This window comes from Megasphaera hexanoica (assembly GCF_043520715.1).
Classification (GTDB): Bacteria; Bacillota; Negativicutes; order Veillonellales; family Megasphaeraceae; genus Megasphaera; species Megasphaera hexanoica.
The window spans coordinates 155,562-180,256 of sequence record NZ_CP171361.1 but is presented as its reverse complement, the minus strand read 5'-3'; the positions used below and the strand labels follow the sequence as shown (position 1 = coordinate 180,256).

Here is a 24,695-nt window from a genome sequence, read left to right as displayed (position 1 = left end):
CAACGAAAGGAGAAAGACGATGAGCGACAGAATGTATTCACTGCCTTTTGAACATCTTATGAAATGGCTCTTGGGAGAGCGTCATGTTAAAACTGTGTACGGCGTACATCATTTATATAAGGCTGATCCGTCCCGTACCTATACGATATTTGACCGCAAACTGGAAACACCGTTCGGTCCGGCGGCCGGCCCCCATACACAGTTGGCCCAGAATATAGCCGCGGCCTATGCGGCAGGTGCCCGTTTCTTCGAACTCAAAACGGTACAGACTCTCGACGGGGAAGACCTGCCTGTGGCTAAACCGTGTATCCACGCCGACGATGAATGCTACAATGTTGAATGGTCTACCGAACTGACAGTGCCCAAGGCCTTTGAAGAATATGTCAAAGCCTGGTTCCTCCTCCATGTCCTGGCCAAAGAATACGGCCTGGGATCTGTGGATGGGTTCCAGTTCAATATGTCTGTCGGATATAATCTGGAAGGAATCAGCAGCCCTAAGATTGATGCGTTCATTGAAGGATTAAAAGAGGCATCCCAGACGGCAATCTTTCAGGAATGCCGGGACTGGCTCCTGGGTCATATCCATTTGTTCCAGAATCTGACGGCCGAAGACGTACAGGCGATTCCCGGAACTATCTGCAATTCCGTGACCGTTTCCACCATGCATGGCTGTCCGCCGGAAGAAATCGAACGGATTGCGACCTATCTCCTGACGGAAAAACATCTCAATACGTTCGTCAAATGCAACCCGACACTTCTGGGATATGAGTTCGTCCGTAAAACGATGGATGAACTGGGATATACCCACATGGCCTTTACGGACCGTCATTTCCAGGATGACCTGGCTTATAGCGATGCCGTACCGATGCTGCAGCGCCTGCAGAAACTGGGAAAAGATAAAGGACTCCTGTTCGGTGTTAAACTGACTAATACGTTTCCCGTGGACATCAAAGGGGGAGAATTACCGGGCGAAGAAATGTACATGTCCGGCAAGCCTCTGTTCTTCCTTTCCATGAATGTAGCGAAAAAGCTGACAGATGATTTTTCTGGCAGCCTGCGTATTTCCTACAGCGGCGGTGCCGATGCCTTCAATATAAAGAATATTGTAGACACCGGTATCTGGCCGGTTACGGTGGCAACTACCCTGTTAAAACCTGGCGGCTATGAACGACTGTCCCAGATAGCGGGCGGGTTCCACAGAGACGATGCACCTTCTTTCTGCGGTGTCGATGGAGAAAAGATCCGAAATATTCTGGACCGCGCCCGGAAAGATGCGTATTACAGACCGATGCCCCGGGTGCGCCAGGAACGCAAGAATGACCAGCCTCTGCCGGTCATGGACTGCTTTATGGCTCCCTGCAGCGATACCTGTCCCATCCATCAGGACATCCCGGCTTATATGACTCTCGTCAGGGAAGGTAAATACAAGGAAGCGTTGGAAGTCATCCTGGAAAAGAATCCCCTGCCTTTTATCACCGGCACGATTTGTTATCATACATGCATGAACAGCTGTACCCGCAATTTCTATGAAAGTCCGGTGGAAATACGGCGTAATAAGCTCATAGCGGTAGAAAACGGATACGACGCCGTCATGGCAGAACTCGTGCCGCCAGCAGGAAACGGCAAAAAGGCGGCTGTTATCGGTGCAGGCCCGGCAGGGCTGTCAGCCGCGTATTTCCTGGCCCGTGGTGGTGTCGATGTCACGGTTTTTGAAAAAAATGATGCGGCCGGCGGCATGGTCCGCACCTTCCTGTGCGACAAAAAAGGGCAGATTACAGCCGATGCCATCGGTAAGGATATTTCCCTGATTGAAAAAATGGGTGTCCATATCGAAACGGGCCGTGATATCAGTCGGGCCGATGAACTGGCTGGTTTCGATTATGCGCTGGCGGCCTGTGGCGTCAGGGGACTTGTGGGCGCTGCCAGACCGGCAGATATTCCGGGACTGATTGTCATCGGGGACGGTCACTATGGAAAGACGACGTCTGTCGTAGAATGTATTGCCGATGGAAAACGGGCAGCTGAAGCCATCCTGAACATGCCGGTCAGTGTCGATACGGAACTGGCAGCGGATGAAGAAGCCGTCTATTCCCAGCGGGGTCAGCTCATCATGGCTCCTGAAGCAGGGTGTGACCGACGCTGCTTGCAGTGTGATGCTGTCTGTGAAGTCTGCACCGAAGTATGTCCCAACCGGGCTAATATGGCCGTACAGATGCCGGGACTCATGCACCATCAGATCGTTCATCTTGATGCTCTCTGTAATGAGTGCGGGAATTGCCGGTCGTTCTGTCCCTGGCAGGGGGCTCCGTATAAAGATAAACTGACGATATTCCGGACGCAGGCCGATATGGATGACAGCACCAATCCGGGCATCCTCCTGATTCAGCCTGAGACGGGCCGTTTCCTCGTCCGCCTGGACGGTATGAAAACAGAGTACACCGTTGGTGAATCGGGTACATCTGTATTGGAAGAGCCCGTACGGAAATTGATTGATACATTATTCCGTGATTATTCCTATGTGTTATGGTAAGCGCGGTGATATCTCGTTTATCCTTTTCTAATTGCGATATATTATATGCGCAAAAAAGTGTATATGTTTTCGGAGGTGATTTTTTATGAATCTCTATCAGGAAGAAAACGATGGCATTGTCAGCCTGACCGATGCCGGAGTGAAGGAAATTCAGGCTCACAAAAATTTTTACAGTGATGCGACGAAACCGATTCCCCGGGAAAAGCGGGACTGGCATATGAAGGATATGGCCAATCTCTGGATCGGCATTATCGTATCCGTTGCCGTTTATCAGGTAGCCAGCGGCCTCCTCGTGGCCGGCATGACCTGGTATGAAGCACTGCTTACCATCGTCCTGGGTCATACGCTGGTCATGGCCGTCGCCATGATCATCGGCCACTACGGCGTCAAATACGGTATGAACTATGCCATGCTGGGCAAGGCGATTTTTGGTCAGAATGGATTATGCGTGCCGGCTATCATCCGTGGCATCCTCGGCATTTTCTGGTTCGGCGTCCAGGCATGGATTGGCGGCCAGGCGACGAGTATTATTATTTCTACTGTTTTTCCTGCCTGGGGTGATTTGGGATTTCCGGGACTCTTTATTTCCTTCCTCATCTTCTGGGCACTCAACGTCTACATTGCCGCGTCCGGCAATAAAGCCGTCAAAATCCTGGAAGGTATTTCAGCCCCGGCCCTCATTGCCATGAGCCTGATCGTCATCGTCTGGGGGTTATCGACGGCCGGATGGAGCCTCGATACGCTGCTCAGTGCCCAGGTCGTGCAGGCCCGCGGCGATACGGATTTTTGGACGCTGTTCTGGCCGGCCCTTTCCGCTATGATCGCCTTCGATGGCGGTATTGCCCTGTCCATGCCGGACTTTACGAGAAGCTGCGTCAATCAGAGAGCCCAGATTGTCGGCCAGATCATCAGCGCCCCAGTCATGACCGGATATATTGCCTTTGTCGGCATCTGCGGTACAGCTGGTGCCTGGCTGGCCTTCGGTAAAGAAATCTGGGAACCGGCCGTCCTCGTCGGCTGCTTCCCCAGCCCGATTATCCGGCTTATCTTCTCCCTGTTCATTATCATGGCCATCCTGACGACCAACGTTGCCGGCAACCTGATTCCACCGGTCAACATCGTCGCTTCCTATGTCAAAGGCCGGTTCAGCTACCGGAAAGTGGCTATCTTCGTCGCCTTCCTGTCCCTGTTTGCCCAGCCGTGGAATTCTCTTTCCAGTGCCTATCATCTGATTTTTGATGTCACCCAGCTCCTGGGCGCACTGATTGGACCGATTTCGGGCATTTACATTGCCGCCTATCTCTTTGAATATCACACAGACCTGAGCATTGTCGATGCTTATATTGAAGGACCGGGCAAATATTTCTATTCTAATGGATGGAACATCCGGGCTATCGTCATCATGCTCATCTTTACGGCTATCATATTTGCCGGCAAATGGGTACCGGCCCTGAGCCCGCTCTTTAATAATGCCTATGTATTTGGTACACTCGGCGCTTGTATTACCTACGCCCTGGTTTGCAAGTTGGGAGGTAATTCATCATGCAATACGTCATCAAAAACGGAATAGTTTGTCTCGAAGGACAGCACGTCAGGACCGATTTGAAAATTAACGACGGTATCATAGAAGAACTGGGAAAGGGAATCTATCACGGTTCAGAAGAAGTCATCGATGCCGATGGTATGTACGTCTGCCCGGGCGGCATCGACCCTCATACCCACATGGATTTGCAGCAGTCTCCCAAATACCGGGCCTGCGATACCTTCTATACAGGCGGTATCGCCGCTGCCTGCGGAGGGACGACGACGATTATCGACCATATGGCCTTTGGCCCTGTAGGATGTTCGCTTCATCATCAGTTCGACGTCTACCGGAAACTGGCGGCAGACTGCCCGGTAGATTACAGTTTCCATGGCGTATTCCAGCATGTCGATGCCGATATACTCAAGGAACTGGGAGATATCATCGATGAAGGCTTCCCCAGCTTCAAAGCCTATACGACATACGGATTTCCCATTACAGAACCCCAGCTCATGCCTATCCTGCGGGTCATGAAAGAGCACCACGGTCTGCTCACGGTTCATGCAGAAAATGACACCATTACCAATACGCTGCGCAAGGAACTAAAGCCTGATGAATTGCTGCCCATCGGGCAGGCCCTGACGCGTCCCAACATTGCCGAAGCGGAAAGTGTCAATATGCTCCTTTCCGTCGCCCGTGCCGACGGAGATGCACCGGTATACGTAGTCCATCTCTCGGCTCATGAAAGCCTGGATCAGGTACGGCTGGCCCGCAGGGAAGGGCAGAAGAATATTTATGTTGAAACGTGCCCCCAGTACCTGCTCCTGACAGAAGATAAATTCTGCGATGGCGGTCCCGAAGAAGGCATCAAATACATGATGGCGCCACCACTGCGCAAGAAAGAAGATAATGAAGCCATCTGGCAGGGACTGCGCGACGGATCGGTACAGGTCATCGCCACCGATCACTGCCCCTTTACGGAAAAGGAAAAACTGGAAAATGTTGCTGATTTCCGGAATTGTCCCGGTGGCGTTTCCGGCGTGGAAGAACGGATGCCGCTCCTGTTCAGCGAAGGCGTCCTGAAAGGACGGATTTCACTGGAACGATTCGTACAGGCTACCAGCACTAATGCGGCAAAAATATTCGGACTCTACCCGAAGAAAGGGACTCTCATGCCGGGCAGTGATGCCGACGTCATCCTCATCAATCCGGCGAAAACACACACCTTTGGCAGGGATACGCTGCATACAACCTGCGGCTATTCTCCGTATGACGGCATGACCACCGATTGTGCCATCGATCTTGTCATGCTCCGCGGTCAGATCATAGCCAGGGACAATACGTTTACAGGCCAGAAAGGCTATGGAACCCTGCTGCACCGCAAACGCACCATTGCCTATGAAGACATTGTAAGAGAATAAAAGGAGATAGTTATGAAACATTCTCATGAATATTATTTGGAAAAAGCGATAGAAATTTCTAAAGAATCCCGTGCTGCCGGCAATACTCCTTTTGGAGCACTGCTGGTAGGACCAGATGGTGAGATTCTGTTAAAACAGATTAATGTGGAAATTACACAACATAAATGTACGGGTCATGCAGAAACACAATTGGTAGAAAAAGCATCCATGAAATATGACAAAGCTTTCTTATGGAACTGTACATTGTATACTACGGTAGAACCCTGCAGTATGTGTGCAGGGGCGATGTATTGGGCTAATATAGGGACTGTGGTATATGGATTAGAAGAAAAAGAGCTGTTGGCTATGACCGGTTCCAATGAGCAAAATCCCACATTTAATTTACCATGTCGAAAAATCTTTGCAGCCGGGCAGAAAGATATTACAGTCATAGGGCCATTTCCTTCACTGGCGAAAAAAATTGCAGAAGTTCACAATGGATATTGGTAATATAAATTTTTATTAAGGAGGAAGAACCAATGGATAAAAAGAGGATTCAAGCAGATTCTGAATATTCCCGTTGTGCAGTGCCATGCTCCGCACGTAAATCTTGTTTCAGTTTAACGATTGTTTGGACTGGTTTTGTCTTTTTGGTTACAAGTATGATGGCCGGTGGAGGGCTGGCATCGGGACTCAATTTTACAGAACTAATTATTGCAATGGTATTAGGAAATTTGTTTTTGTGTGTTATTGCCGCCCTTGTCAGCGTTATTGCTTATAGAACAGGCCTTACTTTTGCTTTATTAACCCGATATAGTTTTGGGAATAAAGGATCCAAACTTGCTTCTCTTTTTGTCCCCGTCGTAAACTTAGGATGGTACACTATACAGGCTTCTTTATACGGACACTTTATTGCCCAGGTGTTTGATTTAGGAACAATAGGCGAAGGAATTGCAATGATGTCCAGTGCTATTGTAATGGGTATCTTTGCAGTCCTGGGTATTAAGGCCATAACTATTTTTGGATACATTGCCATCCCGTCCATTGTATTCTTGTCTTTGGGCACAGCCATCCGTTCCATCTATTCTATTGGAGGTTTGCAGGCATTATGGATGTATGAACCTGAAGTAGCTATTGAATTATTATCGGGCATTACTATTGTTATTGGAACGTGGATTCTTTCCACAGCAACGTGTATTGCCGATATTATGAGATATGGGAAAAGTGCAAAAGATGTCATTATTGCCAGTATAATTGGACTTTTAGGCGGTAATACATTAATGATTATTTGTGGAGCAGCATCATCTATTGCTATGAACGATAGTGATTTGGTTGTCATTTTGTTGGGCTTTGGGCTGGTATTTCCCAGTATTTTGCTCCTAACAACAAATATTTTTACAACTAATGCAGCAAATCTTTATTCTACATCTTTAAATTTAGCCAATGCTTTTAATATGGATCGTAATAAAATGCTGGCAGGGCTTATTATTATTTCTGCAGCAGCCACATTGACGCAGCCATATAAAATATCCATGCTTTTTACATTCCTTAATGTATTAGGAGTTATTGTACCACCTTTATGTGGGATTATTTTAGCAGATTACTATATTGTGCATAAAGGTAAATACATCCCATTCCATGCAGCTTCTTTTCAGGATTGGAATTGTATTCCCTGGTTGTCATGGTTGGTTACTCTGGTAATTTTATATGTTTTTCCGGTAGGCCTTCTTTCTTTAAATGGCCTTATATTAGGTGCTTGTATTTATGCATCGGGAATGTTACTTAGCCATAAACGTGTTACTATAGCGGAAAATGAAACAAACATAATGGAAAATGGCACAGGAGGTAATTAAAATGGGCTCTTTATTACGATATAAAATAGCTTCTGTGACGGGTACTATTGTTTTAGGGATTGGTTCTTTTATGACTTGTTTGTCCCTGGATCACACCGTAATTTTAATGGGAGATTTGTTTCTTGTACTAGGTATTTTGTTTATGGGATATGGTTATTCTAAATGGCAACCATAAATTTTATATGAATTCGTATGTTCCTGTCTGGTATTTTCCCCCGCCTGGAGCTTTCCCGCTTTTGGGCGAAATGGCAGCCATGACAGACATATCACTGAAAGTCTGAAGGGGCGGAAAGAGGACTGTTATGGATAGGACATGTAAATTGTGGATTAACAACAGAGAAATTGAGGTTGATCCGGAACGGAAGCTGATGGATATTCTGCGCAATGATTTGCGGCTGAAATCGGTAAAAGATGGCTGCAGTGAAGGTGCCTGCGGCACGTGTACCGTCGTCATCGACGGGAAAGCGACGAAAACCTGCGTACAGAAAGCAGGCCGGATGGCCGGCAAACGTATCCTGACGGTGGAAGGACTGTCACAGCGGGAAAAAGATGTATTCGTCTATGCCTTTGGAGAAGCTGGCGCCGTGCAGTGCGGCTTCTGTATCCCGGGCATGGTCATGTGCGGCAAAGCGCTCATCGATGCCAATCCCCGGCCGAACAGGATAGAGATAGCCGCGGCTATCCGCAATAATATCTGCCGCTGCACGGGTTATAAAAAAATCATCGACGCCATCGCTCTGGCTGCGGATATGCTGGATAAGGGAACTCCCGTACCGGCAGAAGACGAATATCCCCAAGTCGGTTCAGCCTGCCACCGCATCGATGTCAAGGGAAAAGTACTAGGAACGGGACAGTATGTAGACGATATAGACGAAGTCGATCTGCCGGGCATGTGTTATGGCAGTGCCGTACGCAGCCAGTATCCCCGGGCCGTCGTCAAAGCCATCCATACGGAAAAGGCAAAGGCCCTGCCCGGTGTCATCTGTGTCCTGACGGCCGATGATATTCCCGGTTCTGTCAAAGTCGGACACCTGAAGACCGACTGGGATACTCTTATCGGCGTCGGAAAGACGACCCATTTCCTCGGTGATGCCATTGCCCTGGTGGCGGCGGAAACACCGGATATCCTGGCTGAAGCCAAAAAGCTCGTAGAGGTAGAATATGAAGAGTTACAGCCCGTTACATCGGCAGCTGAAGCACTGGCAGAGGGAGCTCCGCTGGTCCATCCGTCCCACGGGTCCAATATCCTCGTCCACGAACATCTGGTGCGCGGCGATGCCGACGCGGTCATTGCGGCCTCTAAGTATAAAGTGACCCGCCATTATGAAACGCCCTGGACGGAACATGCTTTCCTGGAACCGGAATGTGCCGTAGCCATGCCCTTTGACGATGGCGTCTATATCTATTCGACCGATCAGAGCCCCTATGACACGCGGCGGGAAACGGCGCTCCTCCTGGGACTTCCCCAGGAAAAAGTCATCGTTGAGAACAAGCTCGTCGGCGGTGGCTTCGGCGGGAAGGAAGATGTGACGGTCCAGCATCTGGCAGCGCTCATTGCCTACAAGACGAAGCGGATTGTCAAATGCAAACTGACCCGGCAGGAAAGCATCCTCATCCATCCCAAACGCCATCAATTCAGCATGGACCTGACAACAGCCTGTGATGAACAGGGCAGACTGACGGCCATGAAACTGGTAGCCGTGACCGACAATGGTGCCTATGCTTCTCTGGGTGGTCCGGTATTGCAGCGGGCCTGCACCCATGCGGCCGGCCCGTATAACTACCAGATTATCGATATCGACGGGACCGCCGTATATACCAATAACCCGCCGGCAGGAGCGTTCCGCGGTTTTGGTGTGACCCAGACGATTTTTGCAACGGAACGTAATCTCGACCTTTTGGCGGAAATGGTAGGAATTGATCCCTGGGAAATCCGCTACCGCAATGCCATCCGTCCCGGCCAGGTGCTGCCGAACGGGCAGATTGCCGATCCGGCGACGGGACTGGCAGAGACACTGGAAGCCGTAAAGGACACGTATTATCACAGCGGTCCCTATGTGGGCATAGCCTGTGCCCTCAAAAACGCCGGCGTCGGCGTAGGATTGCCCGATTATGGCCGCTGCCGTCTCGTCGTGGAAGGTGGTAAGATCCATATACATGCCGGTGCTTCCTGTATTGGACAGGGTGTCGGTACGGTCCTGACACAGATCGTGTCCCAGGCGGCCGGCGCTCCGGTCAGCCACATTTGCTGGCATAATCCCAGCACGGCAACGGCACCTGATGCGGGAACGACTTCCGGATCGCGGCAGACGACTCTCACGGGAGAAGCGGGCCGCCGGGCTGCCAAGGCCTTGCGCCGGGCTTTGTTTGCCCGAAAAGGGCTGACCTATGCAGCAAGCCGTACGCCCAGTGCCTATCTGGAAGATGTCATGGTCGAAGAAGAATCGCCGGAAACAGCAGCTGTACGCTTTACGGCAGAAGACCTGGCATTATTGGACGGGACGGAATACTATGGCGAATACTATGGTAAAACCGACGCCATGGGGACGTCCGGCAAGGAACATCCCGTATCCCACGTCGCCTACGGTTATGCGACTCACGTATGTATCCTCAATGAAGATGGCACGATTAAAAAGATGGTAGCCTGTCATGACGTAGGAAAAGTAGTCAATCCCCGGAGTCTGGAAGGGCAGATTGAAGGCGGTACCGTCATGGGCTGTGGCTATGCCCTGACAGAGCAGTATCCTCTTGATCACGGCAGGCCGACGGCTAAGTACGGGACACTGGGATTATTCCGTGCCGACAAGGCACCTGTCGTAGAAGCGATTCCCCTGGAAAAGAAAGGGGTAGACGTATCGTACGGTGCTATCGGCGTCGGTGAAATCACATCTATCCCGACGGCACCAGCTGTAGCAGGGGCGTACTACCGCTGGAATGGTGAGTTTCAGACGGAACTTCCCCTGAAAGGCACGCCCTATGCCAGAAAACAGGCAAAAAAATAAACCGGCCGTACTTTTCAGATGGGATGCTATCGCTTATAATAAAAAAATAAAAAGAAACCGGCAGTTCCAGCAAGCCGGTTTTCTTTCTCCCTGCGTTATTCGCACATAAACATATCGCCTGAAAGGAGCAGACCGTCATGAACAGAGATCAGGATAAGAGACTGCGGTGCAAGGTCACGGTCCGCATGATGACCGATGAAAAAGCCTTTGGTCCCGGTGTAGCCGAATTGCTTTCCGGTGTGCGGCGCACCGGGTCGCTGCAGGGGGCTGCCCAGGCCATGCACATGTCTTACAGCAAAGCCTGGACGGTCGTGCGGGCGGCCGAAGAAATCTGGGGATTTCCTCTGACGGAACGACAGGCCGGCGGCAGCCATGGAGGGCACAGCCGTCTGACGAAGGCTGCGGAAATTCTTCTCCAGCGGTATGAAAAATTGGAGGAGAAAGTAAACGAAACGGCGAGACAGGAGTTTGAGCGTTCATTTAATCCCGGTGAAATTACCCGGTTAAAGGAGTTAGGTCATGAAACAACATAATTGTATTATCGTCCGTGGGGGAGGGGATCTGGCCACTGGTGTCATACAAGCGTTATGGCGGGCCGGTTTCCCCGTAGTATCCCTGGAAGTGGCCGCGCCGTCAGCCATCCGTCGTCAGGTAGCCTTGTCAGAGGCCGTGTATGATGGCCGCTGTACGGTAGAAGATATGACGGCTGTCCGCTGCCATACCTATGAAGACGTGCAGCAGGCCTGGGAAAAAAATCAGATTCCCCTTATGATTGATCCGGAAGGAAAGGCGATTGCCGATCTTAAGCCGGCTGTCGTCGTCGATGCAATCCTCGCTAAAAAGAACCTGGGCACGACGCGGGACATGGCACCCTGTGTCATCGGACTCGGTCCGGGATTTACGGCTGGGTGCGATGTGGACTACATCATTGAAACGAAGCGGGGTCATAATCTGGGGCGGATCATCACCGATGGAACGGCTGCTGCCAATACGGGAATTCCCGGCATCATTGCCGGATATGGGAAAGAACGGGTAATGCACAGCCCGGCCGCAGGATATGTGTATGGACTGGTGCGGATTGGCGATATGGTGGAACAGGGCGATCCCGTAGCCATCATCACCGGGACCCCACAGGATACCGTTTCTATCTGTACGGAAGGGACGCTCATCCGGGCCAGCCTGACCGGTCTGGTACGGGGGCTGATCCGGGACGGGTATCCCGTTACGCCAGGGTTTAAGACTGCCGATATCGATCCCCGGAAGGAAGAACTGAAAAACTGCTTCACCATTTCAGATAAAGCCCGGTGCCTGGGCGGTGCCGTACTGACGGCTGTCCTGATGGATCAGAAGAAAAAAGGAGTGCAGAAACGATGAAAAAAATGCGTACCGTCGATGCCGTTGGGCAGGTGCTCTGTCATGATATTACACAGATCATCCGTGGCGTGAGCAAGGGTCCCGTATTCCGCAAGGGGCATATTATCCAGCCGGAAGACATTCCCGTTCTGCTGTCGGTGGGAAAAGAACAGATTTATATCTGGGAAAATAATGAACATATGCTTCATGAAAATGATGCGGCAATCATCCTGCGGGATATCTGTCAGGGCCGTCATATTGCGGCTGGAGAACCTAAGGAAGGCAAAATAGAACTGACGGCGGACTGTGACGGTCTGTTTCTCGTCGATACGCAGGGCCTGTACCGGGTCAATGCCCTGGGTCAGATGATGATTGCCACCCGGCATGGCGGATTTGCCGTCAGAAAAGGAGACCGTCTGGCCGGGACGCGGATCATTCCGCTGGTCATTGAAAAAGAAAAGATGGAGGCGGCAAAACAGGCAGCCGGCTCCCAACCACTGATGCAGGTCGTCCCCTTCCGGAACATCCGCTATGGCGTCGTGACGACAGGAAGTGAAGTGTTCCACGGCCGTATCAAAGATACGTTTACCGATGTCATCGTTTCCAAAATGGCAGAATTCGGGGCGGTGATGGCAGCCCACGACATTCTCGATGACGATCCGGCGGCTATTACCCGGGCTATCAACGGCATGCTGGAACAGCACCTGGACATGGTTCTCTGCACGGGTGGGATGAGTGTCGATCCTGATGATCAGACGCCGCTGGCCATCAAAAACACGGGAGCCCGCATCGTATCTTACGGGGCGCCGGTCCTGCCAGGAGCGATGTTCCTCCTGTCCTATATGACCGACGGCCGGCCTGTCGTGGGATTGCCGGGATGTGTCATGTATGCCCGGCGGACTATTTTTGACCTCGTCCTGCCATCCCTTATTGCCGGCGTCCCCATTACGGCAGACCGGCTGGCATCTCTGGGAGAAGGCGGATACTGCCTGAACTGCCCGGTCTGTACCTTCCCGAACTGTGGATTTGGCAAATAGGAGGAAAGAATGGAACAGTTTTCTCATATTGATGAAGCAGGGAATGCCCGCATGGTAGACGTGGGCCAGAAGGAGATAACGGCACGGGAAGCCGTAGCCGTTGGGCGGATTTATATGAGCGATACCTGCTTTTCCATGGTACAGGCCGGTACTATGAAAAAAGGCGATGTACTTACGGTGGCCCAGATTGCCGGCATCATGGGTGCAAAAAGAACGAGTGATCTCGTTCCCCTGTGCCATATCCTGGCACTGACCAAGTGTGCCGTAACCTTTTCTCCCGTACCGGAAGACCGTGCCATCGAGGCCCGCTGTCTGGTACGCTGCCAGGGCCGGACAGGTGTCGAAATGGAAGCGCTTACAGGTGTTTCTATTGCCCTGCTTACCGTGTATGACATGTGCAAAGCCGTCGATAAAAATATGCACATCGAACAGGTTCATCTGGTAGAGAAGAAAGGTGGCAAAAGCGGCCATTTTATCTATGGGAAAGGAGACGACCCACATGCGTGATACCTGGGGCCGTACTATCGATTATCTGCGTATTTCCCTGACGGACCGCTGCAATCTGCGCTGCCGCTATTGCATGCCCTCTGACGTGCCGTCTGTCGGGCACGATGAAATCCTGCGTTATGAAGAAATATTGGAAATTTGTAACGCTGCTGTTTCACTGGGCATCAATCGTTTTAAAGTGACCGGCGGCGAACCGCTCGTGCGAAAGGGAGCCCTTTCCTTTATATCAAAACTCACGGCGCTGCCGGGCGTCTGTGATGTGACACTGACCACTAATGGTCAGCTCCTGAATAAGGCCCTTCCTGTTCTCTGTCAGGCCGGAGTGAGCAGTATCAATATCAGTCTGGATACGCTTTCGGCCAGCCAGTATGCGAACCTGACCGGCGGCGGGAAGCTCGATGTGGTTCTATCCGCTCTCCGGCAGGCACTGACACGGCCAGTCAGAATTAAGGTGAATGCGGTGTTATTGGAGGAAACGGTGTCCCAGATCCTGCCTCTGGCGGAACTGGCCCGTGACTGGCCGCTGGACGTACGGTTCATTGAGCTCATGCCAATCGGCTGTGGCCGGCAGATGAAGGGGGTCCCTGTTGGCGAAGCTTTTTCCCGGCTGAAACAGGTCTGGCCCGATCTGTCCCCCTGCCGCCACCATGGCAACGGGCCGGCCGTCTATTATGGCAGTACTTCTCTTACGGGACATATCGGCTTTATCGGAGCCAATACGCACCAGTTCTGTCATAGCTGCAACAGGCTGCGTCTGACCAGTACGGGCGTATTGAAACCTTGTCTGTGCTATGAACAGGGCATATCTGTCAGAGACATTATCCGGAGCGGACTTCCCGACCGGCAGGAGCGGTTGCGGCAGGCCGTGACCAGAGCCATAATGGCAAAACCGGAACAGCACCAGTTTTCCGATGCCAGCCGGATTACAGAACATAAAACGATGAATCAGATTGGAGGATAAGATGGGACGCATAGAAGCCATATGTATCAGTACAGTACGGGGAACGCAGAAACAGCCCGTAGAGTCGGCAGAATTGGTCGCTGACTGGGGAATCCGGGGAGATGCCCATGCCGGCCATTGGCACCGTCAGGTCAGCCTGCTTTCGGCAGACCGGATCGACGCATTCCGTGCCCGTGGGGCCGATGTGCAGAGCGGGGCCTTCGGGGAAAATCTCGTCGTCCGCGGCTTTGACTTTTCCGCTCTTCCCGTAGGGACGCTGTTTACAAGCGGCGATGTCCTGCTTGAGCTGACACAGGTGGGCAAGGAATGCCATCAGCACTGTGCGATTTATCAGGCCGTAGGTGATTGTATCATGCCCCGGGAGGGCGTGTTTGCCCGGGTCGTCCGTGGAGGCATCCTGCGGACCGGTGACGAGCTGGTCATAGCAGAGCGCCGGGAGCGGCGTCCCTATCAGGCGGCGGTCATTACCCTGTCCGATAAAGGGAGTCGGGGAAAACGCCAGGATACGAGCGGGCCGGCCATTGTGGCCAGATTGAAGGAATCAGGATATGATGTCGTGGAAACGCTGCTTCTTCCCGATGAAGCAGCACCCCTCAGGCAGCAGCTTTGCCGGCTGGCAGACCAGCGCCAGGTAGATCTCATTCTGACGACGGGCGGTACGGGATTTTCCCTCCGCGATGTCACGCCGGAAGCGACGGCAGCCGTCGCCGACCGCATGGTGCCGGGGATTGCCGAAGCTATGCGGGCGGCCTCACTGAAGATTACGCCACGGGCCATGCTGTCCCGGGCAGTCAGCGTTATCCGCAAACGGACGTTGATCATCAACCTGCCGGGTAGTGAAAAAGCCTGTCAGGAATGTATGGATGTCTTTCTGGATACGATTCCCCACGGCCTCAATCTGCTGCGCGGCGAAGGCGGGGATTGTGCCCGGACATGACCCTGTGATTACCGATGAAAAAGGAGATAAGACACCGTATGTGGAAAAAAATAATGGCAGCGATTATGGCAGGAACGTTGGTATTTGCCCTGGCCGGATGCGGAACCGGGCAGAAAGAAACGGCGTCGGGAGAAAAGGATAAGGTTCATCTTACGGTGTTTGCCGCGGCGAGCATGACGGAAACGATGAATCAGATTGCCCAAGAGTACGAACAGGAACATCCCGATGTGGACATTTCCTTTAATTTTGATTCATCAGGTACCCTGAAGACGCAGATTCAGAATGGGGCAGACTGCGATTTGTTCATCTCGGCTGCCCAGAAGCAGATGAACCAGCTCGATGGTTCCCGGGATAAAAAAGCCAATCCCGATGGGCTCGATTACGTCAAGAGCGACAGCCGGGTCGATCTTCTGGAAAACAAAGTTGTCCTGGTTACGCCCGAAGGGAACCCTGGTGGCGTTCAGAACTTCCATGACATGGCGGCTAAATTGAAAGAAGGCTCTATCCGTCTGGTCATGGGCAACAGTGATGTGCCCGTCGGCCAGTATACGCAAAAGATTCTGACATTCTATGGCCTCGATGAAACGGTCATTGCCCGTGCCGGCCACATCACGTATGGTTCCAATGTCAAGGAAGTGACGACCCAGGTCAGGGAAGGCAGTGCCGACTGTGGCGTCATTTATGCGACCGATGCTTTTAGTGCCCGCCTGAAACCGGTCGATGAAGCGACGAAAGACATGTGCGGACAGGTCATTTATCCGGCAGCAGTTATGAAACACAGCCAGCATCAACAGGAAGCCCGGGCCTTCCTGGACTATCTGAAAGGGGATGGGGCCATGCGGATTTTTAAGAGCGTCGGCTTTAGTCCCGTCTCGTAAGGAAGCGGTATGATGGACTGGTATCCTCTGTGGAACAGCCTGCGCATTGCCGGCATTTCCTGCATCCTCGTCTTTTTCAGCGGCATCTGCCTGGCCTATTACGTTGCCCGCCTGCCCCGCATATTAAAAGGAATCCTCGATGTCGTCCTCACGCTGCCACTGGTCCTGCCGCCGACGGTCTGCGGCTGGCTGCTCCTCCTCGTCTTCGGCCTGAAGCATCCTGTCGGCATGTTTCTCAACGATGTGGGTATCCGCTTTGTCATGACCTGGTACGGCGGTGTCCTCGCTTCGTCAGTAGTGGCCTTTCCCCTCATGTACCGCACGGCCCGCGGGGCCTTTGAAAGTTTTGATGAGACACTGGCCTGGAGCGGCCGGACACTGGGCCTGTCCGATACGTATATTTTCTGGCACATCCGTATGCCCTGCTGCCGTCAGGGTATCATCGCCGGGACGGTGCTGGCCTTTGCCAGGGCACTGGGAGAATATGGGGCAACGACCATGCTCATCGGATACATCCCTCACAATACAGCGACGATTTCTACGACGGTCTATCAGCTCTGGCGTACCAATGATGAATACCACGCATTTATCTGGGTCCTCATCAATATCGCTATCAGTGCGGTCGTGCTGCTCACTATCAACGTATATGAAAAAAGAGGCCGTGAAAGGAGACGCCTTCTATGAGCCTGTCTGTCCATATAGAAAAGAAGCTGGGCGCCTTTACCCTGTCTGTCCATTTTGAAACAAGGGGCGGTGTCCTCGGCATCCTCGGCGCTTCCGGAAGCGGCAAGAGCAAGACCCTGCAGTGCATTGCCGGTATCGAAAGACCCGATGCCGGGCGGATCGTGCTCAACGGCCGCGTCCTGTTCGATTCCCGTTCTCGCACGGATATGCGCGTTCAGGACCGTCATGTAGGCTATCTGTTCCAGAATTACGCCCTGTTTCCCCATATGACGGTAGAGGAAAATATCTATAGTGGTATCCGCTATCTCAAGGATAAACGGGAGCGACAGCGGCGGGTCGATGATATGATCGGACGGATGCACCTGACCGGCCTTTCGGACCGTAAGCCGGGACAGCTTTCGGGAGGGCAGCAGCAGCGGACGGCCCTGGCGCGCTGCCTCATCAATGAACCGGATATCCTCCTTCTCGATGAACCGTTCAGCGCCCTCGATACATGGCTCAGGGAGCAGCTGCTGGCCGAATTGAAGCAGCTGCTGACGTACTATGACAAAGATGTCCTGATCGTCACCCATAACCGGGACGAAGCCTATCAGTTATGCCGGCATATAATCGTTCTGGAAGATGGCCGCGTCGATTCGTCCGGGAAGGTACAGGACATCTTTTCCGCGCCGCCTACCAGGGCGGCGGCTATCCTGACGGGGTGCCGGAATATTGCGCCGGCCCGCCTTCTGGAAAATGAAGTAGTCGTGCCGGACTGGAATCTCCGTTTTCACCCGGAACGCCCTGTCCCGCCGGGCCTGTGTGCCGTAGCCATAGGAGAACGGTCGTTTGTGCCGGGCCGGGAAGAAAACGGTCAGACTGTTACGGTAGAGACGATTCTGGAACGGCCCTTTTCCTGGCTGGTACAATTCCGCTACCGGAATCAGAAAGAGAATACGCCGTCTCTCTGGTGGCAGGTAGATAAAACAAGTCATGAACCGCCACAGGTATTGTCTCTGGGCGTATCTTCCCGTGATATACTGCTTCTGCATACATAAAGAAAGGAACCCTGTATACGATGAAATCTCTTTTTTCCAAACTATTCGAAGAACTTTCTTCCGGGCGCAGTGCCGTATTACTGACAATTATTGATACGGTGGGTTCGACTCCCCGCGGCGCTGGCAGCCACCAGCTGATCCTGGAAGACGGATCGGCGCCGGGAACGGTCGGCGGGGGCTATCAGGAACACCTGGCCTGTGAAGCAGGCAGGAAGGCTCTGAAAGAAAAAAAGTCATTCATACTGCCACTGGTCCTGCACAAGGATCCTGTAGCAGATATCGGGGCCGTATGCGGCGGCGAACTGCGCGTATTCTGCCAGTATTTTGATCCGGCTGTCCCGTCCCTGATGCCCCTGCTGGCCCGGGCGGTGCAGTGCCTGTCCGGTCAGCATGCCTGCCGGCTCTTCTTGGATCTGACTGATCCGGCGCATTGGGGCATGGCCCTTTTGACAGATGATGGACCGGTATATTGTGGTCATGACCGCTATTTGCAGCAATTTCATGAAGAACCGGGTCAGGAAAGGTCTGTACCGGGCATAGTATCCCTTCCAGGCCATCTCTTGTATAAAGAAATACTGGCTTATCCCCGGCGGGTCATCGTTTTCGGGGGCGGTCATGTAGCCAAAGCACTGGTTCCACTCTTGACAGGGCTGGGATTTTCCTGTACTGTTGTCGAAGACCGGGGCGAATTTGTATCTGCCAGCCGTTTTCCTGATGCGGCCGTGCGGATTACAGCCGATTTCCATCACCTGGCAGACTATGTCCCGGTATCAGGCGACGATTATGTCTGCATTATGACCCGTGGCCATCTGGGGGACTATGACGCACAAAAATATGCCCTTTCCTGTCATCCCGGTTACATCGGGGTCATCGGCAGCCGGGCAAAGTTAGCTTTCGTCCGTTCCAAACTATTAGCTGACGGATTTCCTGCAGATACCATCGACGCCTGCCACGCGCCTATAGGCCTGCCCATTTCGGCGGCGACACCGGAAGAAATCGCCGTCAGTATCGCTGCCGAACTCATTGCTGTCCGGGCCCGCCGTGAAGGCCGTGAAAAAGAGGATGCCAAAGTCTGGAGAGCGTATAGGAATGAACATTGTCGTATATAAAAAAGATTCGGATGAACATGTATCCACCCTGTGGGAGGGCATAGGCCGTATCCTGCCGGAACTGGCACGGACTGATGTCCCGGTCGTACTGGCCGTTACCGGTGCCGGCGGCAAAACGACCTGTATTGCCGCTCTGGCACGAGAATTGATGGACAGAGGCAAACGCGTCCTCGTCGTGACGACGACCCATATGTATCAGCCCGAACAGTATGGCGTGCTGACCGATGATGCCGCCGCAATCGTCCGGCAGATGCGGGAAACGGGTATTGCCGTGGCGGGGCTTCCCTGTGATGGCGGCAAGATTTCGTATATCGGTGATGCGGCCTATCATACAGCGGCGCGCCATGCCGATGTCGTCCTCGTCGAAGCCGATGGATCGCGGCGCCTTCCTTTTAAAGTGCCGGGGGCGAACGAGCCGGTCCTTCCCGCCCGGTGTGACGCCGTACTGTCCATTGCCGGCCTGTCGGCACTGGGACGGTCCTTGCAGGCTGTCTGCTTCCGCTGGAATGAGGCGGCTGATGCGGCACGGCGGTTTGGACGGACCTTTCCGCAGGAAGCGGCTGACGGGACCGTACCGCTGTCTATCAGCTTGTTTGCCCGGCTCTGGCAGAACTGCTGCCTTTCCGGCATGGCATGGGATATCCCGGTCCTTCCCGTACTGAATCAGGCCGACACGCCACAGCATCGCATCGCTGCCAGCCTGATTTTCCAGGAAATGGATCTTCCTGCAGGGCTCATCACGTCCTTTGCCGGAAAGGAAGGGATTCCGTGCATATAAGCCTGGTATATATGGCTTCCGGGCAGGGGCGCCGGTTTGGAAGAAATAAACTGCTTACTCCTTTTGCCGGAAGACCTCTGTATCAGTATGGGTTTCTCCAGCTCCGGGAGGGGATGGAATCTGTGCGGCAGGAGAACATAGGGTGTGATATCGTTGTCGTTTCACCCTATGAAGAATTGCGCCACTGGTGTCGGGTACGGGGAGCACAGGTGTATCCCAACGATGCCAGTCAAGAGGGCATAGCCGCCTCGATCCGCATTGGTACCGCCACTCGTGACAGCGATGCCTATGGTTTTTTTGTGGCTGACCGGCCTCTGCTGCAGGCACAGACCATAGCCAGTTTTTTGACGGGATATGTCCGTTCAGGACAGCCGGTTGGCGCCATGCGGGCCTCGGGTATTATAGGAAATCCGGCCGTTTTCAGAAGTACGTTCCGGCAGGAACTTATGTCCCTCCGCGGTGACTGCGGCGCCGGCGTTCTATTGAAAAAATACGGGAAGCAATGCTGGGTATATGATGCATCAGAAACGGAGCTCTCCGATATCGATACAGTGGCAGATGCCCGGGTTTTGTTGCCCCTCATGAATAAAAAATAAAATATCTATTATATATGTGCAGAGTATGTTGTTGGAAACAGCATACTCTATATTTTTTTATTTCCGTAAAAATGGGACTTTTTATGTGAAAAAAAGAATATAGTTGTATGCAGGATACACGGAAGATGTTGCATTTTTAGTCTTGACATTCAGAGAATTTCATGTAGAATAAATGCATGGTTCGTAATAACGACCAAGTTAGTATATACGAAAAAGCTACTGTGCAGAAGGGATTGGGATATACATGAAAAAAGCAGAATATTTAACGCCTGTCGTCACTATTTTTGACCGCGTGGGCAATATAGACCAGAAAGGCAATGAAATGGTCTATGATTTCCTCATCAAAGGCGGTGTAGACGGCATCGTCGTTATGGGCAGCACGGGTGAATTTTTTGCCATGTCTATGGAACAGAAGAAACGCCTTATCGACATTGCCGTGCCCTATATCAAAGGGAAAGTAAAATGCATGATCGGTACGGGCTGCATGAGCGTCCGCGATACGGTAGAACTTTCCAACTATGCCTGCGATGCCGGCGCTGACGCCGTCATGATTGTCTGCCCCTATTATTTCCCGCTCAGCGCAGAAGATATTGAAGCCTATTATGATACAGTTCTTCCCCAGGTCCGGGGCAAGGTCTTCATTTACAACTATCCCGGCGCAACGGGCGATGACGTGACACCGGAAATCACTCTTAATCTGCTCCGCAAACATAAAAACCTCGTCGGCTATAAAGATACGATTGAACTCTTTTCCCATACGCGTAAACTGATTGAAGTCACGAAAGATGAATTCCCTGACTTCATCGTTTACTCCGGCTATGATGAAAACCTCGTCCACATCATGCTCAGCGGCGGCAACGGCTGTATCGGCGGCCTGTCCAACTTTGCTCCGAAACTCTGCTCCGAATGGTGCCGGGCCATTAATGAAAAGAACTGGGAATACATGTTTGACTGTCAGGAAAAAGTCAATGGACTGATGTACATCTATTCGTCCAAGACGCCGTTCCCGCAGGTTGCCAAGAAGGCTCTCAACCTCCAGGGGGTTCCCGTCAGCGAATACTGCATGCATTTCTCCAAGAGACCGCCGACGGTGAAAAAACTCCAGGCCTTCATCGATGGCATCGATCTGGAAAACCTCATGAAACGCAACAACAAACAGGCTATCAAGAAAGAAACAAAATAATATAAGGTACGCTCCTGCCGTCTGATTCATAGCAGCAATGAATCAGACGGCTTTTTCATGCAAAATATGCATAATTGAAGCGGAATACACCTATAATTGCAAGCTCTGATTCATTGACAGAGGCGGATTTTTACGTTACTATGAACGTACATTCACCAGGTTTTAATTTGGTTTTTGTCAATCTAAACTGGTATACTACAGTTCCAGGTTGGTTTTTATATTTAAAGAATTATCTAGTGGATGTTTTGTAAGAAAAGGAGAGATTTAAATGTCAGTAAAAGAATTGTATGCTAACGATGCATCAGACTTAATTCTCCGTTCGCGCACACATGCAGATGGCCCAGATGGCGTATTGCCTTTGACTCCGGAAACACTGCGTAATTCCCCGAGCGGCAATATTTTTGGCATGACCATTGATGCCGGCATGGGCTGGGACCCCAAGACACTGGCCAATGGCGATGTTATGATGATCAGCACCTATGGCGGTCTCAAAAAAGACGATGGCACGACCGTTGCCGTCGGTCTCCATCCCGGTCACTTCGAACTGGACGGCCTCTTAAAAGAAGCGGCTAATACATTAAAAGATATGGGCTATGTACCGACGGCTGCCTTTGTCACCGACCCCTGCGATGGCCGTACACAGGGCACGACGGGCATGTTCGATTCCCTGCCGTACCGTAATGACGCTTCTATGGTCATGCGCCGCCTCATCCGGTCCCTCCCGACCCGCAAAGCCGTCATCGGTGTCGCTTCCTGCGATAAAGGCCTGCCGGCCATGATGATGGCCCTGGCCAACATGCATGACCTGCCGACGATCCTGATCCCCGGCGGCGCTACCCTTATGCCAAATGACGGGGAAGACCTCGGTACCGTACAGACTATCAGCGTACGCTATGCCAATAAAGAACTGTCCTTCGACCGTGCCTGCCGTCTGGGCTGCATCGCCTGTGCCAGTGGTGGCGGCGGCTGTCAGTTCCTCGGTACAGCCGGCACGAGCCAGGTCGTAGCCGAAGGCCTTGGTTTCTGCCTGCCTCACGCTGCCCTGTCCCCGTCGGGCGAACCCATCTGGTACGACATGGCGAAAAAATCGGCCGTTGCCGCTATGGATCTTTATAAAGCCGGCATTACGACGAAAGATATCATTACCGATAAAGCCATCGAAAACGCCATGGTTATCCATGCCGCTTTCGGTGGTTCGACCAACCTCCTGCTCCATCTCCCGGCTATTGCTTTCATGGCTGGCTGCCACGTACCGACCGTTCATGACTGGGCACGAATCAACAAAGAAGTTCCCCGTCTGGTCAGCGTTCTGCCTATGGGCCCGATCAACTATCCGACCGTTGACGTATTCATGGCTGGCGGTGTTCCGGAAGTCATGCTCCACCTGCGCAAGATGGGCCTGCTCCACGAAGATGTCATGACCGTTACGGGCAGCACCCTCGGTGAAAACCTCGACTGGTGGGAACAGTCCCAGCGCCGTGTATCCTGCCAGAAGCGCCTGAAAGAACTGGATAACCTCAACGTTGACGACGTTATCTTCAGCCCGGAACAGGCAAAAGCCAAAGGTATCGGTTCGACCATTACCTTCCCGACCGGCAATATCGCTCCCGAAGGCTCGGTCGTCAAATCGACAGCTATCGATCCGTCCGTCATCGACGACGATCACGTATACCGTCATACCGCTCCGGTCAAATGCTATCCGTCTGAAAAAGCTGCCATTACAGCTCTTAAGAACGGCGGCGTAGAAGCTGGCGACATCATGGTAGTCATGGCTGGCGGCCCGATGGGTACCGGCATGGAAGAAACATATCAGCTGACTTCCGCACTGAAACACCTGTCCTTCGGCAAACACGTAGCCCTCATCACCGATGCCCGTTTCTCCGGCGTATCGACAGGTGCATGCTTCGGTCACGTAGGTCCGGAAGCACTGGCTGGTGGTCCTATCGGCAAACTCCGTGACGGTGATGTCGTAGAAATCATCGTCGATACGGTAAACCTCAAAGGCAGCCTGAACTTCATCGGCACGAAAGACCACAAGCTGACCTATGAAGAAGGCGCCAAAGTACTGGCTGAACGGGAAACGAACCCGGCCATCCACGAAGACGACGATCTGCCTGATGATACCCGTCTCTGGGCAGCCCTGCAGGATGTCAGCGGCGGCACATGGAAAGGTACTGTCTACGATGTCGATAAGATCATTGAAACACTGAAAGCCGGTAAAGAAGCACTGGCCAAGAAAAATAAATAAGCCACAGGCACAGCCTGACGTATAAAGAAAAGGCGCTGCATGAAGCATTTCCGCTAGCATGCAGCGCCTTTTTCGTACCGTGGATGCCGGCTGACTGCCGCTTTTACGACACCGGCTTATGACAACAGGCCCTATCGGTGCAGGATGTGGCTGCTGTGCTTCCTGACGATGATGACGACGCCGGCGAGGATGAGAATCATGCCCAGGGCGATGTTCCAGGTGAGCATTTCTCCCAGGAAGAGGATGCCGCTCAGTACACCGATAGCCGGGACGACGAGGATGGCCGTGCCGGCTTTGGACGCTTCCATATGCTGCAGGATGTAGTTCCAGAGGAAGAATCCGGCGGCACCGGCCAGAAGTACGTTATATAAGAGTGCCGATACACTGGTCAGGTTCCAGATGACGGTGGTCTGACCGCTCCCGGTTGCCCAGAAGACGAGTACTATGCCGCCCAGGGCCATCTGCCAGGCCGTGCAGGTTATCATATCGCAGCCGCCGAGTTTCAGCTTGAGGATAACGCCCGATACAGCCCATCCCAGAGCACCGCCGAGGACGATGAGCATGGCGCCGATGTGATTGTCGAAATGGATATTCATGAGCAGGCAGAGCCCGGCCATGGAGAGGAAAATGCCAAAGCATTTGCGCTTCGTCAGGCGTTCATTCAGAAAGAAATGGGCCAGGATGGCCATGAATACGGGCATGGTGTAATTGAGTACGGCCACGAGCCCCGCCGAAAGAGTGACGATGCCAATCTGCATAGCCGCATTATTCAGGACAATCTGGGAAACTCCCGTGAGAAATATCCAGGGCCAGTATTTTCGCTCTGGCCAGAACGTGTGGCGGAACGCGCAGACCAGAAGCAGCACGGCAGCTGCCATCAGGGCCCGGCAGGCAACGAACAGGACGGGCGGGAAATAGGCCGTCGATACTTTCATGACGACCCAGTTGTAGCCCCAGATTATATATAGGAGAATCAATGCTTTAATCATACGTACCGGCTCCTTTGTTAGGATGCATTCATTATAACACGAACGGGACAGGGGCTGTAAGAAAATCCTTTCATACCGTTTTAGCGGCGTA

Annotated in this window: 22 protein-coding genes; 21 read left to right on the top strand and 1 reads right to left on the bottom strand. The window is 52.5% G+C overall.

What is annotated here, in order from left to right; genetic code table 11:
• The first annotated feature begins 19 nt into the window (after positions 1-19).
• The 21 genes from ygfK to ACGTIC_RS00765 all read left to right on the top strand — a co-directional run bounded on the left by ygfK (position 20) and on the right by ACGTIC_RS00765 (position 23,615).
• Positions 20-2,530, top strand: a complete 2,511-nt coding sequence (ygfK, locus tag ACGTIC_RS00865) for a putative selenate reductase subunit YgfK (protein WP_113856460.1) — start codon at positions 20-22, stop codon at positions 2,528-2,530.
• Between the two features lie 85 nt (positions 2,531-2,615).
• On the top strand, positions 2,616-4,100 hold the full coding sequence (locus ACGTIC_RS00860; protein WP_113856459.1) for an NCS1 family nucleobase:cation symporter-1: 1,485 nt from the start codon (positions 2,616-2,618) through the stop codon (positions 4,098-4,100).
• Positions 4,073-5,473 carry a dihydropyrimidinase gene (gene hydA / locus ACGTIC_RS00855; protein WP_113856458.1) on the top strand — a complete coding sequence of 467 codons (1,401 nt, stop codon included), beginning with the start codon at positions 4,073-4,075 and terminating at the stop codon, positions 5,471-5,473. The genes ACGTIC_RS00860 and hydA overlap by 28 nt, the downstream gene beginning before the upstream one ends.
• 12 nt (positions 5,474-5,485) lie before the next feature.
• The gene (locus tag ACGTIC_RS00850) at positions 5,486-5,962 is read left to right on the top strand and encodes a nucleoside deaminase (protein WP_113856457.1); all 477 of its coding nucleotides are present in this window, start codon (positions 5,486-5,488) and stop codon (positions 5,960-5,962) included.
• 29 nt (positions 5,963-5,991) lie between these two features.
• Positions 5,992-7,305 carry a cytosine permease gene (locus tag ACGTIC_RS00845; RefSeq protein WP_113856456.1) on the top strand — a complete coding sequence of 438 codons (1,314 nt, stop codon included), beginning with the start codon at positions 5,992-5,994 and terminating at the stop codon, positions 7,303-7,305.
• A 1-nt stretch (position 7,306) separates the two neighbouring features.
• On the top strand, positions 7,307-7,480 hold the full coding sequence (locus ACGTIC_RS00840; RefSeq protein ID WP_170087070.1) for a hypothetical protein: 174 nt from the start codon (positions 7,307-7,309) through the stop codon (positions 7,478-7,480).
• A 127-nt stretch (positions 7,481-7,607) separates the two neighbouring features.
• Positions 7,608-10,307: a selenium-dependent xanthine dehydrogenase gene (gene xdh, locus ACGTIC_RS00835; RefSeq protein WP_059076428.1), complete on the top strand. Its 2,700-nt coding sequence runs from the start codon at positions 7,608-7,610 to the stop codon at positions 10,305-10,307.
• Between the two features lie 137 nt (positions 10,308-10,444).
• A complete protein-coding gene (locus ACGTIC_RS00830) occupies positions 10,445-10,840 on the top strand; it encodes a winged helix-turn-helix domain-containing protein (protein ID WP_113856455.1) in 396 nt (131 codons plus the stop codon).
• Complete coding sequence (gene yqeB, locus ACGTIC_RS00825) at positions 10,827-11,681, top strand: selenium-dependent molybdenum cofactor biosynthesis protein YqeB (protein WP_113856454.1); 855 nt, start codon at positions 10,827-10,829, stop codon at positions 11,679-11,681. The genes ACGTIC_RS00830 and yqeB overlap by 14 nt, the downstream gene beginning before the upstream one ends.
• Positions 11,678-12,697 (top strand): molybdopterin-binding protein, encoded by a 1,020-nt coding sequence (locus ACGTIC_RS00820; RefSeq protein WP_059076431.1) that lies wholly within the window; start codon positions 11,678-11,680, stop codon positions 12,695-12,697. Before yqeB ends, ACGTIC_RS00820 begins: the two co-directional genes overlap by 4 nt.
• 9 nt (positions 12,698-12,706) lie before the next feature.
• Positions 12,707-13,204, top strand: coding sequence for a cyclic pyranopterin monophosphate synthase MoaC (moaC, locus tag ACGTIC_RS00815; RefSeq protein ID WP_113856453.1), 498 nt, complete (start codon positions 12,707-12,709; stop codon positions 13,202-13,204).
• Positions 13,197-14,165 carry a GTP 3',8-cyclase MoaA gene (gene moaA, locus ACGTIC_RS00810; RefSeq protein WP_059076433.1) on the top strand — a complete coding sequence of 323 codons (969 nt, stop codon included), beginning with the start codon at positions 13,197-13,199 and terminating at the stop codon, positions 14,163-14,165. The genes moaC and moaA overlap by 8 nt, the downstream gene beginning before the upstream one ends.
• Position 14,166: 1 nt before the next feature.
• The gene (locus ACGTIC_RS00805; RefSeq protein WP_113856452.1) at positions 14,167-15,102 is read left to right on the top strand and encodes an MOSC domain-containing protein; all 936 of its coding nucleotides are present in this window, start codon (positions 14,167-14,169) and stop codon (positions 15,100-15,102) included.
• Positions 15,103-15,140: 38 nt separating this feature from the next.
• Positions 15,141-15,980 (top strand): molybdate ABC transporter substrate-binding protein, encoded by an 840-nt coding sequence (modA, locus tag ACGTIC_RS00800; protein ID WP_113856451.1) that lies wholly within the window; start codon positions 15,141-15,143, stop codon positions 15,978-15,980.
• Between the two features lie 9 nt (positions 15,981-15,989).
• Entirely contained in the window at positions 15,990-16,664 is a 675-nt protein-coding gene (gene modB / locus ACGTIC_RS00795) for a molybdate ABC transporter permease subunit (RefSeq protein ID WP_236699659.1), read from the top strand.
• Positions 16,661-17,701 carry a sulfate/molybdate ABC transporter ATP-binding protein gene (locus tag ACGTIC_RS00790; protein ID WP_113856450.1) on the top strand — a complete coding sequence of 347 codons (1,041 nt, stop codon included), beginning with the start codon at positions 16,661-16,663 and terminating at the stop codon, positions 17,699-17,701. The genes modB and ACGTIC_RS00790 overlap by 4 nt, the downstream gene beginning before the upstream one ends.
• A 20-nt stretch (positions 17,702-17,721) precedes the next feature.
• Positions 17,722-18,810 carry an XdhC family protein gene (locus ACGTIC_RS00785; protein ID WP_075581661.1) on the top strand — a complete coding sequence of 363 codons (1,089 nt, stop codon included), beginning with the start codon at positions 17,722-17,724 and terminating at the stop codon, positions 18,808-18,810.
• A complete protein-coding gene (yqeC, locus tag ACGTIC_RS00780; protein WP_162816304.1) occupies positions 18,791-19,588 on the top strand; it encodes a selenium cofactor biosynthesis protein YqeC in 798 nt (265 codons plus the stop codon). Before ACGTIC_RS00785 ends, yqeC begins: the two co-directional genes overlap by 20 nt.
• An 11-nt stretch (positions 19,589-19,599) precedes the next feature.
• Entirely contained in the window at positions 19,600-20,184 is a 585-nt protein-coding gene (locus ACGTIC_RS00775; protein ID WP_257536682.1) for a nucleotidyltransferase family protein, read from the top strand.
• Between the two features lie 244 nt (positions 20,185-20,428).
• Positions 20,429-21,367, top strand: a complete 939-nt coding sequence (locus ACGTIC_RS00770) for a dihydrodipicolinate synthase family protein (RefSeq protein WP_059076441.1) — start codon at positions 20,429-20,431, stop codon at positions 21,365-21,367.
• A 268-nt stretch (positions 21,368-21,635) separates the two neighbouring features.
• Positions 21,636-23,615 carry a YjhG/YagF family D-xylonate dehydratase gene (locus tag ACGTIC_RS00765; protein WP_059076442.1) on the top strand — a complete coding sequence of 660 codons (1,980 nt, stop codon included), beginning with the start codon at positions 21,636-21,638 and terminating at the stop codon, positions 23,613-23,615.
• Positions 23,616-23,746: 131 nt separating this feature from the next.
• Here ACGTIC_RS00765 and ACGTIC_RS00760 read toward each other — a convergent pair whose 3' ends face one another.
• On the bottom strand, positions 23,747-24,604 hold the full coding sequence (locus tag ACGTIC_RS00760) for a DMT family transporter (protein WP_113856447.1): 858 nt from the start codon (positions 24,602-24,604) through the stop codon (positions 23,747-23,749).
• Positions 24,605-24,695: the final 91 nt, after the last annotated feature.

Coding starts and splice junctions, on each gene's coding strand:
- ACGTIC_RS00765 (WP_059076442.1), top strand. CDS start 21,636: ATGTCAGTAAAAGAATTGTATGCTAACGATGCATCAGACTTAATTCTC.
- ACGTIC_RS00830 (WP_113856455.1), top strand. CDS start 10,445: ATGAACAGAGATCAGGATAAGAGACTGCGGTGCAAGGTCACGGTCCGC.
- ACGTIC_RS00860 (WP_113856459.1), top strand. CDS start 2,616: ATGAATCTCTATCAGGAAGAAAACGATGGCATTGTCAGCCTGACCGAT.
- modB (WP_236699659.1), top strand. CDS start 15,990: ATGATGGACTGGTATCCTCTGTGGAACAGCCTGCGCATTGCCGGCATT.
- moaC (WP_113856453.1), top strand. CDS start 12,707: ATGGAACAGTTTTCTCATATTGATGAAGCAGGGAATGCCCGCATGGTA.
- yqeB (WP_113856454.1), top strand. CDS start 10,827: ATGAAACAACATAATTGTATTATCGTCCGTGGGGGAGGGGATCTGGCC.
- ACGTIC_RS00805 (WP_113856452.1), top strand. CDS start 14,167: ATGGGACGCATAGAAGCCATATGTATCAGTACAGTACGGGGAACGCAG.
- ACGTIC_RS00775 (WP_257536682.1), top strand. CDS start 19,600: ATGGCTTCCGGGCAGGGGCGCCGGTTTGGAAGAAATAAACTGCTTACT.
- ACGTIC_RS00845 (WP_113856456.1), top strand. CDS start 5,992: ATGGATAAAAAGAGGATTCAAGCAGATTCTGAATATTCCCGTTGTGCA.
- ACGTIC_RS00790 (WP_113856450.1), top strand. CDS start 16,661: ATGAGCCTGTCTGTCCATATAGAAAAGAAGCTGGGCGCCTTTACCCTG.
- ACGTIC_RS00785 (WP_075581661.1), top strand. CDS start 17,722: ATGAAATCTCTTTTTTCCAAACTATTCGAAGAACTTTCTTCCGGGCGC.
- xdh (WP_059076428.1), top strand. CDS start 7,608: ATGGATAGGACATGTAAATTGTGGATTAACAACAGAGAAATTGAGGTT.
- hydA (WP_113856458.1), top strand. CDS start 4,073: ATGCAATACGTCATCAAAAACGGAATAGTTTGTCTCGAAGGACAGCAC.
- ACGTIC_RS00770 (WP_059076441.1), top strand. CDS start 20,429: ATGAAAAAAGCAGAATATTTAACGCCTGTCGTCACTATTTTTGACCGC.
- ACGTIC_RS00850 (WP_113856457.1), top strand. CDS start 5,486: ATGAAACATTCTCATGAATATTATTTGGAAAAAGCGATAGAAATTTCT.
- ACGTIC_RS00840 (WP_170087070.1), top strand. CDS start 7,307: ATGGGCTCTTTATTACGATATAAAATAGCTTCTGTGACGGGTACTATT.
- yqeC (WP_162816304.1), top strand. CDS start 18,791: ATGAACATTGTCGTATATAAAAAAGATTCGGATGAACATGTATCCACC.
- ygfK (WP_113856460.1), top strand. CDS start 20: ATGAGCGACAGAATGTATTCACTGCCTTTTGAACATCTTATGAAATGG.
- modA (WP_113856451.1), top strand. CDS start 15,141: ATGTGGAAAAAAATAATGGCAGCGATTATGGCAGGAACGTTGGTATTT.
- ACGTIC_RS00760 (WP_113856447.1), bottom strand. CDS start 24,604: ATGATTAAAGCATTGATTCTCCTATATATAATCTGGGGCTACAACTGG.
- moaA (WP_059076433.1), top strand. CDS start 13,197: ATGCGTGATACCTGGGGCCGTACTATCGATTATCTGCGTATTTCCCTG.
- ACGTIC_RS00820 (WP_059076431.1), top strand. CDS start 11,678: ATGAAAAAAATGCGTACCGTCGATGCCGTTGGGCAGGTGCTCTGTCAT.